Annotated in this window: 17 protein-coding genes; 12 read left to right on the top strand and 5 right to left on the bottom strand. The window is 68.0% G+C overall.

What is annotated here, in order from left to right:
* Nucleotides 1-46 precede the first annotated feature (46 nt).
* Nucleotides 47-928, top strand: a complete 882-nt coding sequence (locus tag NDI85_RS04170) for an extracellular solute-binding protein (RefSeq protein WP_310915007.1) — start codon at nucleotides 47-49, stop codon at nucleotides 926-928.
* Nucleotides 903-1,703 carry a molybdenum ABC transporter permease gene (locus NDI85_RS04165; RefSeq protein ID WP_188994375.1) on the top strand — a complete coding sequence of 267 codons (801 nt, stop codon included), beginning with the start codon at nucleotides 903-905 and terminating at the stop codon, nucleotides 1,701-1,703. The genes NDI85_RS04170 and NDI85_RS04165 overlap by 26 nt, the downstream gene beginning before the upstream one ends.
* Here NDI85_RS04165 and NDI85_RS04160 read toward each other — a convergent pair.
* The 5 genes from NDI85_RS04160 to NDI85_RS04140 all read right to left on the bottom strand — a co-directional run bounded on the left by NDI85_RS04160 (nucleotide 1,700) and on the right by NDI85_RS04140 (nucleotide 6,045).
* On the bottom strand, nucleotides 1,700-2,533 hold the full coding sequence (locus tag NDI85_RS04160) for a molybdopterin synthase (RefSeq protein WP_310915006.1): 834 nt from the start codon (nucleotides 2,531-2,533) through the stop codon (nucleotides 1,700-1,702). The two genes, NDI85_RS04165 and NDI85_RS04160, sit on opposite strands and share 4 nt — an antisense overlap.
* 88 nt (nucleotides 2,534-2,621) lie before the next feature.
* Nucleotides 2,622-4,013 (bottom strand): FAD-binding oxidoreductase, encoded by a 1,392-nt coding sequence (locus tag NDI85_RS04155; protein WP_188994377.1) that lies wholly within the window; start codon nucleotides 4,011-4,013, stop codon nucleotides 2,622-2,624.
* 261 nt (nucleotides 4,014-4,274) lie between these two features.
* Nucleotides 4,275-4,754: a cyclic pyranopterin monophosphate synthase MoaC gene (moaC, locus tag NDI85_RS04150; protein ID WP_188994378.1), complete on the bottom strand. Its 480-nt coding sequence runs from the start codon at nucleotides 4,752-4,754 to the stop codon at nucleotides 4,275-4,277.
* A 49-nt stretch (nucleotides 4,755-4,803) separates the two neighbouring features.
* On the bottom strand, nucleotides 4,804-5,346 hold the full coding sequence (locus tag NDI85_RS04145; protein ID WP_310915005.1) for a molybdenum cofactor biosynthesis protein B: 543 nt from the start codon (nucleotides 5,344-5,346) through the stop codon (nucleotides 4,804-4,806).
* A 39-nt stretch (nucleotides 5,347-5,385) separates the two neighbouring features.
* Nucleotides 5,386-6,045: a helix-turn-helix domain-containing protein gene (locus NDI85_RS04140; RefSeq protein WP_310915004.1), complete on the bottom strand. Its 660-nt coding sequence runs from the start codon at nucleotides 6,043-6,045 to the stop codon at nucleotides 5,386-5,388.
* Nucleotides 6,046-6,219: 174 nt separating this feature from the next.
* Here NDI85_RS04140 and NDI85_RS04135 point away from each other — a divergent pair, with 174 nt between their 5' ends.
* From NDI85_RS04135 to NDI85_RS04090, 10 genes are read left to right on the top strand one after another with little or no spacing between them, the layout of a single operon-like run.
* On the top strand, nucleotides 6,220-6,792 hold the full coding sequence (locus tag NDI85_RS04135) for a hypothetical protein (protein ID WP_188994381.1): 573 nt from the start codon (nucleotides 6,220-6,222) through the stop codon (nucleotides 6,790-6,792).
* A 2-nt stretch (nucleotides 6,793-6,794) separates the two neighbouring features.
* Entirely contained in the window at nucleotides 6,795-7,442 is a 648-nt protein-coding gene (locus NDI85_RS04130) for a ubiquinol-cytochrome c reductase iron-sulfur subunit (protein WP_188994382.1), read from the top strand.
* Nucleotides 7,443-8,837, top strand: coding sequence for a cytochrome bc complex cytochrome b subunit (locus NDI85_RS04125; protein ID WP_310915001.1), 1,395 nt, complete (start codon nucleotides 7,443-7,445; stop codon nucleotides 8,835-8,837).
* Nucleotides 8,830-9,012, top strand: a complete 183-nt coding sequence (locus NDI85_RS04120) for a hypothetical protein (protein ID WP_188994386.1) — start codon at nucleotides 8,830-8,832, stop codon at nucleotides 9,010-9,012. Before NDI85_RS04125 ends, NDI85_RS04120 begins: the two co-directional genes overlap by 8 nt.
* On the top strand, nucleotides 9,005-11,875 hold the full coding sequence (locus NDI85_RS04115) for a molybdopterin-dependent oxidoreductase (RefSeq protein WP_310914999.1): 2,871 nt from the start codon (nucleotides 9,005-9,007) through the stop codon (nucleotides 11,873-11,875). Before NDI85_RS04120 ends, NDI85_RS04115 begins: the two co-directional genes overlap by 8 nt.
* Nucleotides 11,872-12,945, top strand: coding sequence for a 4Fe-4S dicluster domain-containing protein (locus NDI85_RS04110; protein ID WP_310914998.1), 1,074 nt, complete (start codon nucleotides 11,872-11,874; stop codon nucleotides 12,943-12,945). Before NDI85_RS04115 ends, NDI85_RS04110 begins: the two co-directional genes overlap by 4 nt.
* A 53-nt stretch (nucleotides 12,946-12,998) precedes the next feature.
* Nucleotides 12,999-13,844: an ethylbenzene dehydrogenase-related protein gene (locus NDI85_RS04105; protein WP_188994393.1), complete on the top strand. Its 846-nt coding sequence runs from the start codon at nucleotides 12,999-13,001 to the stop codon at nucleotides 13,842-13,844.
* Nucleotides 13,844-14,521: a molecular chaperone TorD family protein gene (locus tag NDI85_RS04100; protein WP_188994395.1), complete on the top strand. Its 678-nt coding sequence runs from the start codon at nucleotides 13,844-13,846 to the stop codon at nucleotides 14,519-14,521. Before NDI85_RS04105 ends, NDI85_RS04100 begins: the two co-directional genes overlap by 1 nt.
* Nucleotides 14,518-15,351, top strand: coding sequence for a phosphate ABC transporter permease (locus NDI85_RS04095; protein WP_310914996.1), 834 nt, complete (start codon nucleotides 14,518-14,520; stop codon nucleotides 15,349-15,351). The genes NDI85_RS04100 and NDI85_RS04095 overlap by 4 nt, the downstream gene beginning before the upstream one ends.
* Nucleotides 15,348-16,223, top strand: a complete 876-nt coding sequence (locus tag NDI85_RS04090; RefSeq protein ID WP_310914995.1) for a HEAT repeat domain-containing protein — start codon at nucleotides 15,348-15,350, stop codon at nucleotides 16,221-16,223. The genes NDI85_RS04095 and NDI85_RS04090 overlap by 4 nt, the downstream gene beginning before the upstream one ends.
* Nucleotides 16,224-16,232 lie beyond the last annotated feature (9 nt).

Raw genomic sequence — 16,232 nt, 5'->3', positions numbered from 1 at the left:
GTACCCATCCGAACAGGCAAGTGCCCGAACGCTGAATCAGCGACCGATGACTGTCTGGCATCGCCGGGACGTTCTGCGTCTCCTCGGGAGCGGTGCCGCCGTCGGTGTCGCTGGGTGCGGTGCGGTCGGACGGTCGCGCGTGCGGACGCTCGTGGCCGGGAGCTTACAGGCCGCGTGCAAGTCGTTACAACGGGCTACCGGGCCGCAACTCGCCGTCGAGGCCCACGGTTCGGTCCACGCCGCGCGACTGGTCGCCGACGGGAAGCGGGACCCGCACGTGCTCGCGCTTGCCGACCCGGAACTGTTCGAGCGGTTGCTGTCGACGCCGTGGTACGCCGTGGTCGCGAGCAACGAACTCGTGCTGGCGTACAACCCCGAGACGCCCGGCGGCCGTCTCGTCGCCGAGGCGGAGTCGTGGACAGCGCCGCTGGGCCGGGCGGACGTCTCGCTGGGTCGGACCGACCCGGACTTGGACCCGCTCGGCTACCGGACCATCTTCGCGCTCGAACTGGCCGCTCGGGGGCGCGACGACCCGGACCTCGTCGACGAGGTGCTGTCCCCCGACCAGCGCTATCCCGAGACGCAACTGCTGGCGCAGTTCGAGACGGGGAGCGTCGACGCCGCCGTCGTCTACCGGAGCATGGCCATAGAGCGTGACTACCCCTTCCGCGAACTGCCACCGGCGGTCAACCTCGGCGACCCGGCCCACGCCGACACCTACGCCGACGTCCAGTACGAACTCCCCGACGGCACCGTCGCCCGCGGCGCGCCCATCGAGTACGCTGCGACGCGCCGAGCCGACGACGACGAGACGAAACGGGCGTTCGAGACACTGCTCGCGGGCGAGTGGCTCCGTGACCACGGCTTCGTCGTCCACGATCAGTACCCGCGCATGGAGGGCGATGTCCCGAACGGTCTCCGAGGCTGAGGCGGCCTCCCGGCGCGTCGGGCTCGAACTTCGACACCTCGTGCCGGTCCTCGGCGCGGTCCTGTTGCTGTACTTCGTCGTCCCGGTGGCCGTCCTCGTCGTCACCTACTCGCCGACGGCGCTGTCGAACCTCGCCGCGGGCTACGTCGTCGACGCCGCGGCCACCTCCCTGCTCGCGGCGCTGTCGAGTACGGTGCTGGCGTTCGTCTTCGGCCTCCCGCTTGCGTACTGGCTCTCCCGGAGCGACCACGTCCTCGCCACGGTGGCGCTGGGCGTCGTGGTGCTCCCCCTCGTCCTGCCGCCGGTCGTCAGCGGAATGCTCCTGCTGACCGTCGTCGGGCCGGAGGGTCTCGGTGGCCTCACGGACCTCCGTCTGACTCGCTCGTTGTTCGGCGTCGTCGCGGCCCAGACGTTCGTCGCCGCGCCCTTCTTCGTCGTCACGGTGAAGGCGGCCTTCGACGGCGTCGACAGTCACTTCGAGGAGGCCGCCCGCTCGCTGGGCCGCAGTTGGCCCGAGACGATGCGCTCGGTGACGATTCCGCTCGCCAAACCGGGTATCCTCGCCGGCCTCGTCCTCACGTTCGCTCGCGCCATGGGCGAGTTCGGCGCGACGATGATGCTCGCGTACTACCCGCGGACCCTGCCGGTCCAGATTTGGGCGTCGTTCATCTCCAGCGGACTCGACGCGGCGCTCCCCGTCGCCGTCGTCCTGTTGAGCGTCGCGCTCGGAACGTTGCTCGTGGTCCACGGTCTGCGGGCGACGCCGTGGCGCTAACAGTCCCGCTCGTGGGCCCAGAACTCGTCGTCGACGGTCACTTCCTTCTTGAAGAGCGGGACCTCCTCTTTCAGGCGGTTGATGCCGTCCTCGACGGCCCGGAACGCCTCGCCGCGGTGGCCCGCGAGGATCACCACGAAGACGATGTCCTCGCCCGCGTCGACCACGCCGGTCTTGTGGTGTAAGCGGACCGCGTGGACGCCGTCGCGGGCTTCGAGGTCCGCCCGCAACTCGGCCATCCGCTGGGCGGCCACCTCGTCGTAGCGTTCGAACTCCAGATACTCCGTGGGCCGGTCGTCCGCGCTCTCCTTCGCACGGACGCGTCCGGTGAACGTCGCGATGGCGCCCGCTCGGTCCTCGTCGGGCGAGCGCTTGACCTCCTCGACGAGCGTTTCGAGCGTGACGTAGGGGTCACGGTCGTGGAGGGCATCGAGGATAGCGTCGACGTCTGCCGACTCGCCGTCCGCGGCCCGGTGGAGGACCGGGTCGGCCGCGTCCCGGTCGCCGAGGACGACTTTCGGAATCGCCGCGTCGCTGAACCCCTCGACGAAGGCGTAGTCGTAGTCCGGTGCGAGGTCGTCGAGCGTGTCGGTCAGCGTCCGGGAGTCGCCGGTCGCGAACCACTCGCCGTCGTCGGTCACTGCGACCGTCTCGCTCGCGCCCGCGTCGCGATGGCGCGCGGAATCTTTCCCGTCCGTGTCGACGTCGGGCGAATGAGTACAGTGCTTGACCGTCGCGACCGACCCGGACGACGAACAGCGCTCGGCGAGGCGCTCGACCAGCGTCGTCTTGCCGGTGTCCGAGTGACCGGCGATACCGAGGACGTGCATGGATACACGTTGTGACGGCGGCCACCTATGTGTTTCCGATGGTGAATCGCGGGTGGGGACCGGCACAGGAACTGGCTGTTGGGCTCCCTCAGTTCGCCGGTTCGATGTTCTGGTTCACGTGGAAGAAGTTCTCGGGGTCGTAGGTCGCTTTGACCGCCCGTAGCCGCTCGTAGTTGTCGCCGTACGTGGCGCGGATGCGGTCCTGTCCTTCCTCCATCATGAAGTTGATGTAGGACCCGCCGACGGTGTGCGGGTGGACGGCCTCCCAGTACTCCTGTGCCCATTCGGTAATCGTCTCGGTGTTGGCCGGGTCGGGGTCGACGCCGACGATGACCATCGACCAGTTGGCGTCGCGGACGCTCCACGCCGTCTCGTCCTCGCCGACGTCGTGGACGGCCCCGTCGATGGGGTAGAGATGCATGGTCGACTTCGGCGTCGGCACCTCGGCGAATCGCTCGTGGGCCGCGATGGCCTCGTCGGACAGGTCCCGGACGAAGTCGCCTTTCCAGTACCACTGGTCACCCGGCGGGTAGAGGTCGTCGAACATCGACTGCAGTGTGGGGTACGGCATCGGGCCGACGTGCTCGAACATCGGCTCTGCGACGCCACGCGCCTCGTCGAGCATCTCCTCGGCCAGTTCCTCTCCACCCGTACAGCACCACATCAGTCCGCAGACACTCTCGCCGTGTATCTCCGGCGGGAACGGGTCGCCCGGGACCTCCGCTACCATATAGAACGCGTAGACGTCTTCCGGAGCCTCTGGAAGCCACTCGCGGTACCAGCGCATCGTCGCTTCGAGGTCGTCGAGAGGCCAGAACATCGGTCCGGCGACCACCGTCTCCACCGGGTGCAGTTGGTACTCGAACGAGGTGACGACGCCGAAGTTGCCGCCGCCACCGCGGAGTGCCCAGAACAGGTCTTCGTTCTCGTCTTCACTGGCGTGGACCAGTCGGCCGTCGGCCAGTACCACGTCGGCGCTCAGCAGATTGTCTATCGTCAGGCCGTACTTGCGGGTCAGGTAGCCGTGCCCGCCGCCCAGCGTCAGGCCACCGACACCCGTGGTCGAGATGACGCCGCTGACCGTCGCCAACCCGAACGCGTGGGTCGCGTGATCGACGTCCCCCCACGTACACCCGGCCTCGACGCGTGCCGTCTCCGCCTCCGGGTCGACGTGGACGCCGGTCATCTCGCCGAGGTCGATGACCAACCCGTCCTCGACGAGCCCGAGACCGGGTCCGCTGTGGCCGCCGCTCTGTACTGCCGTATCCAGACCGTGTTCGCGTCCGAAGTTTACGGCCGCCTTCACGTCTGCGACGTCGGTACACGTGAGGAGAAGTCTCGGCTGCTTGTCTATCATCGCGTTGTATATCTCACGCGCGTCGTCGAACGCCGGGTCGCCGCGCTCTATCACTGTTCCCCGTACCGTCTCTCTGAGGTCGTCGAGTGCGCCGTCGAACTCGTCGCTTGCTGTCGTTGCCATTGGTTGCTTCGCCGCGCTCTCTCGACACGACTCTCGTCTCGCCCACAGTTCCAGCGTCGAGAGAGCGCTGCTTCCAATACGTTGACAGGTGTGTTAGGTGTTATCGTTACACATATTTAGGGCATACTCGCTCGGTTCGTGCCACACCTGATTTCTCCGGGTTGTCGGACCCTCCCGGCGGTCGTCACTACGGCACACTTCTCGGGAATCCGTCGGACGTGGTTTCTCGCGATGTCGGTCGAGCGGGATTCGAAGGAGCGGTTACTCGGCTCGCTCGACCGACTTCTCGACCACCCGCACGTCTCCGATAGCCGCCGTCGGATACTCGCCGTCTTCGTCTTTCTCGTTGGCTTTCACCATATCCCAGACGACGTTGAGGCCCGTCGTCACGCCCTCTAGGGCCTCCATCTCGCAGCCGGTCTTGCCCACCGTTTCGACGGCGACGGTCAGTTCGACGCACTCCTCGCCCACCTCGAAACCGGTCTCGACGTTCGTGATGGGTATCTGGTGACACATCGGAATCGTCTCCCACGTGTGTTTGACGGCCTGAATCGCGCCGATACGGGCCGTCGTCAGCACGTCGCCTTTCTCCACGTCGTCGGCGGCGATGGCGTCGAGCGTGCTCTGTGAGAGGCGAATCTCGCCGCGAGCGACCGCTCGACGCCGGCTGTCGGCCTTCTGTCCGACGTCGACCATCTGTGCGTCCCCGTCCTCGTCGACGTGCGTGAACTCGTCGGTCATACCCGACGATAGCGCGACGCCGCCCAAAACCGTGCGGGTCTGGCGGCGGTCAGCGACGAACGAGGCCGAGTAAGTGACCCGCGGCGGGCGCGATTAGCTCCTCGCTTCCCATCCGTGCGGCGTTCTCGCTACCGGGCAGGCAGAACACGAGTCGGTCGTCGACGACGCCGGCCGTCGCCCGCGACGCCATCGCCATCGGTCCGACCTCTTCGTAGGACAGCCAGCGGAACAGTTCGCCGAAGCCGGGAATCTCGCGGTCGAACAGCGCGCCGACCGCTTCGACGGTCACGTCGTCGTCGGTCAGGCCCGTCCCGCCAGTGGTGACCACCACGTCGGCACCGTCGTCCATCGCTGCGGCGACGGCGTCGGCGATAGCCGCCGCGTCGTCGGCCACGAGCGACCGGTCGGCGACGTCGTGGCCCGCCGCTTCGAACGCCGACTCGATGGCGTCGCCGCCTGGGTCGTCGTCGAGCGTGCGCGAGGAGGAGACGGTCACCACCGCGATGGCAACCGTGTCCTCGTCGTGTGCGTGGTGGTCGTCGTGGTGATGGTCGTGACTCTCATCGCTGGGGGCGTGATGATCGCGGTCCATACCCGTACCACGCGGCCGCCGGCAGTAAACCGTCGGGGGTCAGGCGCCGAGCAAGTCGTCGAGCAGTTTGCGCTGGGCGGCGGCCAGATGCTCGGTGAACGTCGTGGTGGCGATACCGAGGTCCTCGGCCACCTCCCCGGCGGTCGCGTCCCGCGGATGCTCGAAGTAGCCCATCTCGTACGCCCGTTCCAGCACCTCGTTCTGCCGGTCGGTCAGGGCGTCGCGGTCGAGGATAGCGGGCTGTCCGCCGCTGGCACTCTCGGAACTCTCGACGAGTCGGCGGAGACTGATACTCTCTCCTTCCCCCTGTAAGTCCTTGATGACGTCCCGTAGCGTCTCGATGTCTTCGACGAGGAACGTGACGACCATCGAGTCCTCGTCGGCACTGACGTCCTGTACCACACAGCCAAGGCGCTCGATACGCTCGCAGACACAGCCCTGATTCGCCGTCCGCTCGAAGCGATAGACGAACTCGCTGTCGAAGGAGAACACCTTCTCGACTCGCTCGCGCGCGTCGGCGTCGGGCGGCGGTGCGTCCTCGCTCCCCGTGAGCGTGAACTCCTCCACGACCGTTCCGCCCTCACCGCCGAGCGCACTCCGAGAGACGTCGGTTATGCTCCACGCCTCGTCGGCGTGGGGGGCCACCTGACACGACCGCGGGTCGAACACTTCCACTTCGGCAAGGACACGGTCGGCCATGATACCCCGTTCGCCCGAGTGCCCCGTTATAGTTGGCCCCGAATATGTTCGTGGTTCAAGTCCCTTAATAAAACACCTAAGATGTCTGGCTGGTGGTTCAGGGGAGTGGTTCGTTAATGACCGAACACGCGAACCACTCGTGCGGCGGGTGCCGGACGGGTGTGGACCGCAACCATGAGACGCAACACGATACTCATCGGCCTGCTGATAACGGCGGTACTGCTCCCGATGTGGTACGTCGCCCTCCACGGGGAACCACCGTCCGAAGAGATAGCCATCGACGAGAGCGTCACCGAACAGCGGCCGCTGGAAGGGTTCGTCGACACCCCGAACAAACTCTCACCCAGTCAGGTCGGCGTCATCGTCTGGGTGGCGCTGTTCGCCCTCGTCGGGGTGCTGGCGGCCGTCCACCAGTTCATGAACAGGGCGGTTCGGCCACCGGACGACGCCCAGACGGTGGCCGACGGGGGCACCGTCTCGCTCCCGTGGCTCGACACCGAGACGCGCTGGGTCGTCGAGTACCACGACGCCTCGGACGCCATCGAGGGCCTCGTGGCGATGGGCGGCCTGACAGTGCTCGCCATCGTCTTCGCGACGCTGTTTACCGGCGAGTACCTCACGCTCGCCCGCACCCAGTACTTCGGCCTCTACGCGACGGGGATGTTCGTCTCGCTGGCGCTCTCGACCGTCGCGTACTACGCCTGGTTCATGCCACACATCGAAGTCGCGGAAATCAGGGGACACTGACCATGGACTATCCGAAACCAGACGACGGCGACGACACCGAGGACTGTCCGTGTAGCGACTCCCCGGAGGTGTCGCCCACGCTGTACGGCGACGCCCGGGCGGAACTACGCCGTCGAGACTTCGCGAAGTTCCTCGCGAGCGTCGGCGGGTTGACCGCCATCGCCAGCCTCACGGCCCCCCTCGCGAGCACCACGCAGGTGTTCGAGCGCAGTTACGAGGGCCCCGTCTACTCCGATGGGGTGTTCCTCGTCGACGACGAGGGCGAACGCATCCAGGAGAACCGCCTCTCAGAGGGCGAGAAGATGACCGTCTTCCCGGAGCCACGGCCCGGCATCGAGGACGCGCCGACGCTGCTGGTTCGGTACCCCGAGTCCGAGTACGGCGGCGGCATCGAGATGGGGTTCACCGTCAGTGGCTACGCCGCGTTCTCGAAGGTGTGTACCCACGCCGGGTGTATGGTCGCCAACGAGGAGGGGACCCTGCTCGTCTGCCCGTGTCACTTCGGGAAGTTCGACCCGCTAAACGGGGCGGCAGTGACCGACGGACCGCCGGGGCGGCCGCTCCCGCAACTACCCATCACCGTCACGAGCGACGGCTATCTCGTCGCTACCGGCGATTTCGAGGGGCCAGTCGGCCCGGGGGGCGAGTGAATGTCCCGCGCGAAACAGCTCTACGACTGGTTCGATACGCGACTCGACGTCGAGAACGGCCAGACGTTCCTCGGGAAGGCGTTCCCGGCCGAAGACTCGTTCCTGCTGGGGGAGGTGGCGCTGTTCTGTTTCCTCCTGCTCGTGCTGTCTGGCATCTTCCTCGGGTTCTTCTTCGAACCCTCCACCTCCGACGTCGAGTACGACGGCAGCGTCCAGAAGTTCCAAGGCGAGGAGATGCCCGAGGCGTTCGTCTCGGTGCTGCACATCACTTACGACGTGCCCTTCGGCATGTTCATCCGCCGACTCCACCACTGGGCGGCTCACCTGTTCGTGGCCTCTATCGGATTGCACATGTTACGGGTGTTCTTCACCGGGGCCTATCGCAACCCGCGGGAGCCAAACTGGATAGTCGGCACCGGACTCGCGGCGCTGGCGATGGGCGCGGCCTACACGGGGTACGCGCTCCCCTTCGACGAGTTCGCCGCAACCGCGACCAGCATCGGTTACAACCTCACCATCTCCGTGCCGCTGGTCGGGGACTTCTTCGGGCAGGTGATATTCGGCGGCGAGTTCCCGTCCAGCGCGACTATCCCGCGTCTGTACTTCCTGCACGTCCTCGTCATCCCGATGCTCATCGCGGGCGGGTTGGCGCTCCACATGGCCATCCTCGTCCGGCAGAAACACACCGAGGCGCCGCGGGACGACGACCTGACCGCTGGCGGCCGGGAGGTCGACAAGGACGACGACAGCGTCATCGTCGGCCTGCCCGCCTTCCCGAATCAGGCCGCCGTCTCGGCCGTCGTGTTCTTCTTTACGGCGGCGACGCTGTCGGCGCTCGCAGGCCTCCTGCCGGTCCACAACATCGCCCACTACGGCCCGAACGACCCCGCGAGCACGCCGGGACTCATCATGCCCGACTGGTTCCTGATGTGGGTGTACGGGTTCCTGAAACTGCTCCCGAAGTGGGCGAGTTTCACCGTCGGCCCCGTCCACGTCAGCGGCGAGTTCATCGGCGGCGTCGTCCTTCCGGGGCTGGTGTTCGCCGCCGTCGCCGTCTGGCCCTTCATCGACCGGACGCCCGAACCGACGCACTTCACCGCCGACCCGCTCTCCCGCCCGTGGCAGACCGGCGTCGGCGTCGCCGCCGTCGCCTTCGTCATGATCGCCTCTATCGCGGGGATGAACAACATCCTCGCCGACAAGGTGCTGGGGACGACCACCGGCGTCGTCAACCCCATCTTGCAGGCCGCGCTGTTGCTGGTCCCGCCGCTGGTCGGCGGTCTGACGTACCTCCTGCTCCGGAACGGCGACAACGAGTCCCCGACCGACGAGCAGGAGATAGCCGCCGACGGTGACGCCGCTGCGGACGCCACCGGAGGTGAGTCCGATGACTGACCTCGCGACCCTCTCCGCCCGCCAGTACCGCCTGCTGGACGCCACGAGCAAACTGCTCGGCGTCGCGCTCGTCGCCGGCGGACTGGAGGCCGGCGGGTCGACCCCGCCCGGTCTCGCCCTCGCTCTCGCCGGCGTCGCCTGTGCGACTGCGACCGTATTCCTCACCCATGAGTAGACACGACCCCACCGACGACGCGACGGACAGTTCCGGAATCAGTCGACGCGACTTCGTGCGCGGCCTCGGGGCCGCCTCGTTGCTGGGGGCGACCGGCCTCTCCTTCGCCGACGACGGCATGCAGGGCCTCGAAGCGGTCGACGACCCCATCGGCAACTACCCCTACCGCGACTGGGAGGACTTCTACCGCGAGGAGTGGGACTGGGACGACATCGCCCGATCCACCCACAGCGTCAACTGCACCGGCTCGTGTTCGTGGAACGTCTTCGTCAAAGACGGGCAGGTCTGGCGCGAGGAGCAGGCCGGCGACTACCCGACCTTCGACGAGAGTCTCCCGGACCCGAACCCGCGTGGCTGTCAGAAGGGGGCCTGCTACACCGACTACGTCAACGCCGACCAGCGCGTCCTGCATCCCCTGCGCCGCACCGGCGAACGCGGCGAGGGGCAGTGGGAGCGCATCAGTTGGGACGAGGCACTGACCGAAATCGCGGACCACGTCATCGACGAGGTGCAGGCCGGGAGGTACGACGCCATCTCCGGGTTCACCCCGATTCCGGCGATGTCGCCAGTCTCCTTCGCCTCCGGCAGTCGCCTCGTCAACCTGCTGGGCGGCGTCTCCCACAGTTTCTACGACTGGTACTCCGACCTGCCGCCGGGCCAGCCGATTACGTGGGGCACCCAGACGGACAACGCCGAGTCCGCCGACTGGCACAACGCCGACTACATCATCGCGTGGGGGTCGAACATCAACGTCACGCGCATCCCCGACGCGAAGTACTTCTTAGACGCGGGCTACGACGGCACCAAGCGCGTCGGCGTCTTCACCGACTACTCCCAGACGGCCATCCACACCGACGAGTGGCTCTCCCCCCACGGCGGCAGCGACACCGCTCTCGCCCTGGGGATGGCCCAGACCATCGTCGATCAGGGGCTCTACGACGAGGCCCACCTCAAGGAACAGACCGACATGCCGCTGCTCGTCCGCGAGGACACCGGGAAGTTCCTGCGGGCCGGCGAGGTCGGCCTGGCCGGGGACGCCGACGACCCCGAGAAAGTGTTCGTGATGGTCGACGCCGACGGCACTCTCCGGCGCGCGCCGGGGTCGCTGGGCGAACGCGACGGCCAGCACGACCCGTCGGCGAGCATCGAACTCGACTTCGACCCGCGACTCTCCGTCGAGCGGGCCGTCTCGACGGACAGCGGCGAGGTGGAGGTCCGCTCGGTCTGGGAGAACCTGCGGGACGAACTCGCCCAGTACACCCCCGAGTTCGTCCACGAGGAGACCGGCGTCGGCCGGTCGACGTACCAGCGAGTCGCCCGCGAGTTCGCCGAGGCCGACGCCGCCAAGATCATCCACGGCAAGGGCGTCAACGACTGGTACCACAACGACCTCGGCAACCGCGCAATCCAGTTGCTCGTGACGCTGACGGGCAACCTCGGTGAACCCGGCACCGGCCTCGACCACTACGTCGGCCAGGAGAAGATATGGACGTTCCACGGCTGGAAGGTCCTATCTTTCCCGACCGGGAGCGTCCGCGGCGTGCCGACGACGCTGTGGACCTACTACCACTCCGGGATTCTGGAGAACACCGACCCCGACACCGCCGAGAAGATTCAACAGTCCATCGACGAGGGGTGGATGCCGCTCTACCCCGAGGAACGGGACGACGGCAGTCGGCCCGACCCCTCGACGATGTTCGTCTGGCGGGGCAACTACTTCAATCAGGCCAAGGGCAACGTCGCCGTCGAGGAGCAGTTGTGGCCCAAACTGGACCTCGTCGTCGACATCAACTTCCGGATGGACTCGACGGCGATGTACTCGGACATCGTCCTCCCGGCTGCGAGCCACTACGAGAAGTACGACCTGAACATGACGGACATGCACACCTACGTGCATCCGTTCACGCCCGCGGTCGAACCGCTGGGCGAGGCCAAGACCGACTGGGAGATATTCCGCCTGCTCGCCCGGAAGATACAGGAGCGAGCCAAAGACCGCGGCGTCTCCCCCGTCGAGGACCGGAAGTTCGACCGCACTATCGACCTCACCACTATCTACGACGACTACGTCCGCGACTGGGAAAGCGGCGAGGAGGACGCCCTGACCGACGGGAAGGTCGCCTCCGAGTTCATCCTCGAACACAGCGAGGAGTCCAACCCCAGCGACAGCGACGAGCAGATTACCTTCGCCGACACCGAGGAACAGCCCCAGCGGTTGCTCGCCGCCGGCGACCACTGGACCTCGGACATCGAGGACGGCGAGGCGTACGTCCCGTGGCAGAGCTACGTCCACGACAAGGAGCCGTGGCCGACCTTCACCGGTCGCCAGCAGTACTACGTCGACCACGACTGGTTCCTCGAACTGGGCGAGGAACTGCCGACGCACAAGCAAGGGCCGGAGAACACTGGCGGGGACTACCCGCTGTCGTACAACACGCCCCACGGCCGGTGGTCCATCCACTCGACGTGGCGCGACAGCGAGAAGATGCTCCGCCTCCAGCGGGGCGAACCCGTCGTCTACCTCAACCCCGACGACGCCGAGGAACGAGGTATCGAGGACGGCGACACCGTCGAGGTGTTCAACGACCTCGGGAGCGTGGAGGTGCAGGCGAAAATCTACCCGTCCAGCGAACCCGGGACGGCCCGGCAGTACTTCGCGTGGGAGAAGTTCCAGTACCCGGACGACGACAACTTCAACACGCTCGTCCCGATGTACATGAAGCCGACGCAGTTGGTGCAGTACCCCGAGGACACGGGCGAGCACCTCCACTTCTTCCCGAACTACTGGGGGCCGACCGGGGTCAACAGCGACGTCAACGTCGACGTCCGGCTGGCCGACGGCGGGTCGGGGGGTGAGAGCCAATGAGTAGCCAGAACGACCAATCCCAGTCCGAGGACACGCACATCAACGTCGCCGACGGCGTCGACCATCAGGTCGCGATGGTGATGGACCTGAACAAGTGCATCGGCTGTCAGACTTGTACCATCGCCTGTAAGTCCCTCTGGACGGAGGGCGGCGGCCGCGAGTACATGTACTGGAACAACGTCGAGACCAAACCCGGCGAGGGGTACCCCCGTGGCTGGGAGGACTCCGGCGGCGGGTGGGAGTCCGGCGAACACAAAGAGCGGAAGACCGGCGAGATACCCTCCGAGGAGGACTACGGCCGCCCGTGGGAGTTCAACCACTCCGAGATCATGTACGAGGGGAGCGACGAACCCCTGCGCCCCCGTGAGGGCGCGGAGTGGGGCCCCAACTGGGACGAGGACCAAGGGGCCGGCGAGTACCCCAACAGCTACTACTTCTACCTCCCGCGCATCTGCAACCACTGCACCCACCCCTCCTGTGTCGAGGCGTGTCCGCGCTCGGCGCTGTACAAGCGCGCGGAGGACGGCATCGTCCTCGTCGACCAAGACCGCTGTCGGGGCTACCGCTACTGCGTCGAGGGGTGTCCCTACAAGAAGGTGTACTACAACACCGTCTCGAAGAACTCCGAGAAGTGCATCTTCTGTTACCCCCGGTTGGAGGGCGAGGGGCCCGACGGGGAGACGTACGCGCCGGCCTGCGCCGAGGAGTGTCCGCCACAGCTCCGGTTGGTCGGGTTCCTCGACGACGAAGCGGGCCCCATCTACAAACTCGTCGAGGAGTACGAGGTGGCCCTGCCGCTGCATCCGGAGTTCCACACCCAGCCGAACGTCTACTACATCCCGCCCTACGCGCCGCCACAGCACACCGACGAGGGGGAGACGGTCGACGTAGAGCGCATCCCCCGCCAGTACCTCGAAGAGCTGTTCGGCGAGCGCGTCCACGACGCGCTGGACACCATCGAGCGCGAGCGCCAGCGCGTCCGGCAGGGCGGCGAGAGCGAGTTGATGGAACTGCTCCAGCACAAGAATCCCGCGAAACAGTACCGATTGGAGGTGTTCGACGATGCGTAACGGCGTGACGCATCGTCGAGCTCGGCAGCGCTTCGCTCTGGAGGTGTTCGAGGATGCGTGACACCACCAGCAAACGACGGCGAACCCTGCTGGTGGCGGCCGTCGTCGCCGTCCTCGTCACGCTCTCGGCGGTGGCGGCGCCGCTGGCGAGCGCACGCCCAGCACACGAGATCCCGGTCGCACCGGCCACCGGTGACCTCTCCGGGCCGACTACCGACGGCTGGGAGGACGTGCCGGCGGCGACGGTGCCGCTGGCCAGCGCCCCGAGTAGCGTCCCCAACGCCGACCAGACGAGCGTCGAACGGGTCCACGTGCAGGCGGCCCGCGGCGACGGTCAACTGCACCTCCGTCTCCAGTGGCACGACGCCACCCGGGACGTGGCGACCAACGAGACGCGGGCGTTCGCCGACTCCGTCGCCGTCCAGTTCCCGGTCAACACCAGTTCCCGGCCGCCGATAGCGATGGGCGGCCCGACCAACCGCGTCAACGTCTGGTACTGGAGCGGGGCGACCGGAACGGAGGAACTGTTAGCCGGCGGGGCCGGGTCGACCACGCGGTTCCAGAACCCGTCGGTGAACGCGACGGCCGTCCACCGCGGGAGCGGCGAGAACGCGACGTGGACCGTCGTCTACACCCGTGACGTGGGCGCGTCCGGCGCGAACCGGACGACCATTGCCGACGACGGCGACGTGGACGTGGCCTTCGCCGTCTGGAACGGGTCGAACAGCGAGCGGGCCGGTCGGAAGTCTGTCAGCGAGTGGCACTACTTCCCGTTCGGGCCCGGACCGGAGGGACCGCCCTACGAGACGGTACTGTGGACCGTCGCCGGCATCGCCATCGTCGGCGTCGTCGCCGTGACGGCCTTCGGCGTCCACCGCGCCAGAGGGGGGATGCGCTGATGGCCGCCGCCAGCGACGGGGTCGAGGACGTCGACCCGGACGCGGCCGCCCGCGGGACGGTGTACCGGGTGCTGGCACAGGCGTTCCGGTATCCGGACGAGGCGTTCCACGCCGCGGCAGCAGAGGGGTCGCTGGACGCGGACGTGCGGGCCTGCACCGAGCAGACTTCGCTGGACCTGACGGTCCCCGAACTCGCCACCGACGACGACTACGAGACGCTCGCGGCCCGGTACAACGACGTCTTCGAACTGGGCTACAGCGAGTACACCGACCGAACCGACGGGTCGCTGGACGCCGAGGGGCCGCCGGTGCCGCTGTACGAGTCGAAGTACCGGCCCGACCAGTCGTGGAACGACGTGAACCTCGATTTGGCGCGAGCCTACCGCCACTACGGCCTCGAAATCGACCAGAACGAGCGCGACAACCACGACGCGCTGGCCTACGAACTGGAGTTCGCGGGCTACCTCGCCCGCCGGGAGGCCGCCGTCGGTGACGACGCCGCGACGGCGCGGCTGGACTTTCACGACCGCCACCTCGGCCACGCCGCCGCCGGCGTCGCCGACCGTCTCGCCGAGGAACCCGGGACCGACGTCTACGGCGCGCTCGGCGAACTGCTGGAGGCGTTCGTCCGCGCGGACAGGAACGACCTCGCGGAACGGCTGGAGGGTCGGCGATGAGCACGCGCCCGACGCTCCGGGCGGTCCTCCCCCGGATGGCCGGTGTCGATCACCGGCGGGCCGCCGTCGCCGCGACTGCGCTCGCGGCGGTCGCCCTCGCCGGGCGCTTCCTCGCAGCGCTCATCGTCAACGTCCCGACGGCGCCCGCGACGGCCCCCGTCGGTCTGCTGACGCCCGCGGCGACGGCGCTGGCCGCGCTGGCCGCGCTCGTCGTGGGTCTCACCGAGCGGACCCCCGTCGCCGGCGTCGGACTCCTCTTCGTCGGCGTCTTCGGCCTGCTCTCGCTGGTCTCGCCAGCGGTCACCACGCCCGCCGCCGTCGCCGTGGTGGCCGGCACCGCCGTCGTGACCGTCGCGCACCGCAGCCAGTTGGACGCCGGGACCGGCGCCGTCGCCGGGTTGCTCGGTCTCGCTCTCGCCGTCGGCCTCGCGAGCGGCGTCGGCGGCGTCGCGTCGCTCCGACCGCTCGCGTCGACGCTGGCGCTGGCCGGCATCGGCGTCACGCCGGTCGTCGCGGCCACCGACACCTCGGCGCTCGTCCGCGGGTGCCTCGCGTTCGGCGCCGTCGTCGTCGTCGGCCTCTCGATGCCGTTCGTCGCCGGCGCGGTGACGCTGGTCGGCACTGGGGCCGTCGGCACCTCGCTTCCCGTCGTCGCTCTCGCGGCGGGCGGCGCGGTCACGACGGCCAGCGCCGCGGGTCGCGAGCGACGCTGGGCACTGCTCGCCGCTGTTGCACTGCTCGCGTTCGCGGGCGTCCCGGTGACCCTCGGCCGGGCGGTCCCCTTCGCCCTCGGCGTCGCGGCGCTCGTCTCGCTGGAGGTTGGTCGATGAGCGACGACTGTGGCTGCGGTGACGGTGGCTGTGGCGACGACGAGTTCGAGAAACACCTCGCGGAGGACCCCGACCCGCAACTCGACCCCGAGCGCAGTCCGGGGATGCACACCGACATCGACGCGCTGGAAGACATCGAGGTGAGTCGCGAGGACGTGACCATCGGCGAGGCCACGCCCGAAGAACTGGCGGCCGCCGACACGGAACCGGTCGAGGATTCGGACGTCGCCGACCTGCTCTCTGACCTCGCCGACGGGAGCCACGTCGACCGGCGACGGGCCGCCCTCGCGTTGCAGGACGTCCCCACCGAGGAGGCGGTGGTCGCTGGCCTCGCGAAGGCGGCGACGACTGACGACGACAGCGACGTCCGGCAGTTCGCGGTGGAGGCCCTGACCGGCCACGGCGACGAACGGGCCGCCGCCGTCGCCGTCGAACTGCTCTCCGACCCCGACCCGTGGGTCCGCGCCGAGGCGGTGGTCGCGCTCGACAACCTCGCGCGAGAGGCCCACGAGGACGACATCGCCGAGACGCTCGACGCGGACGATCACCACGCCGTCCGGCGGAACGCGGCCATCTCGCTGTTCAAACTCCGCGGGGAAGCGATGGCCGACACCCTACTGGGCCTGAGCCACGACGAGAGCGAACGCCTCCGCGAGTGGGCCGCCCACATGTTAGCCGGCGTCGACGCCGACGCCGCCCGCGACAGACTCCGAGAACTGACCGACGACCCGGCGACCGTCGTGCGACAGACCGCCGAGCGCTCGCTGGAGGCCGACCCCGGTCGCTTCCGTCGGCAGTTCGGCGGCACACTGGAGGCCGACGCTCGCCTCCTCCCCGGCGAGGACCGACTGAACCGGATGCCCGACCTATGATTCCCATCC

The sequence above is a fragment of the Haloarcula sp. S1AR25-4 genome (genome assembly GCF_031624555.1).
In the GTDB taxonomy this organism is placed as follows: domain Archaea; phylum Halobacteriota; class Halobacteria; order Halobacteriales; family Haloarculaceae; genus Haloarcula; species Haloarcula pellucida.
Note: the sequence above shows the minus strand (reverse complement) of the source record. Positions and strands in the feature narration are given on the sequence as shown.

Coding starts and splice junctions, on each gene's coding strand:
- NDI85_RS04100 (WP_188994395.1), top strand. CDS start 13,844: ATGGCCGCCGCCAGCGACGGGGTCGAGGACGTCGACCCGGACGCGGCC.
- NDI85_RS04155 (WP_188994377.1), bottom strand. CDS start 4,013: ATGGCAACGACAGCAAGCGACGAGTTCGACGGCGCACTCGACGACCTC.
- NDI85_RS04130 (WP_188994382.1), top strand. CDS start 6,795: ATGGACTATCCGAAACCAGACGACGGCGACGACACCGAGGACTGTCCG.
- moaC (WP_188994378.1), bottom strand. CDS start 4,754: ATGACCGACGAGTTCACGCACGTCGACGAGGACGGGGACGCACAGATG.
- NDI85_RS04120 (WP_188994386.1), top strand. CDS start 8,830: ATGACTGACCTCGCGACCCTCTCCGCCCGCCAGTACCGCCTGCTGGAC.
- NDI85_RS04110 (WP_310914998.1), top strand. CDS start 11,872: ATGAGTAGCCAGAACGACCAATCCCAGTCCGAGGACACGCACATCAAC.
- NDI85_RS04140 (WP_310915004.1), bottom strand. CDS start 6,045: ATGGCCGACCGTGTCCTTGCCGAAGTGGAAGTGTTCGACCCGCGGTCG.
- NDI85_RS04125 (WP_310915001.1), top strand. CDS start 7,443: ATGTCCCGCGCGAAACAGCTCTACGACTGGTTCGATACGCGACTCGAC.
- NDI85_RS04115 (WP_310914999.1), top strand. CDS start 9,005: ATGAGTAGACACGACCCCACCGACGACGCGACGGACAGTTCCGGAATC.
- NDI85_RS04135 (WP_188994381.1), top strand. CDS start 6,220: ATGAGACGCAACACGATACTCATCGGCCTGCTGATAACGGCGGTACTG.
- NDI85_RS04170 (WP_310915007.1), top strand. CDS start 47: ATGACTGTCTGGCATCGCCGGGACGTTCTGCGTCTCCTCGGGAGCGGT.
- NDI85_RS04095 (WP_310914996.1), top strand. CDS start 14,518: ATGAGCACGCGCCCGACGCTCCGGGCGGTCCTCCCCCGGATGGCCGGT.
- NDI85_RS04105 (WP_188994393.1), top strand. CDS start 12,999: ATGCGTGACACCACCAGCAAACGACGGCGAACCCTGCTGGTGGCGGCC.
- NDI85_RS04165 (WP_188994375.1), top strand. CDS start 903: ATGTCCCGAACGGTCTCCGAGGCTGAGGCGGCCTCCCGGCGCGTCGGG.
- NDI85_RS04090 (WP_310914995.1), top strand. CDS start 15,348: ATGAGCGACGACTGTGGCTGCGGTGACGGTGGCTGTGGCGACGACGAG.
- NDI85_RS04160 (WP_310915006.1), bottom strand. CDS start 2,533: ATGCACGTCCTCGGTATCGCCGGTCACTCGGACACCGGCAAGACGACG.
- NDI85_RS04145 (WP_310915005.1), bottom strand. CDS start 5,346: ATGGACCGCGATCATCACGCCCCCAGCGATGAGAGTCACGACCATCAC.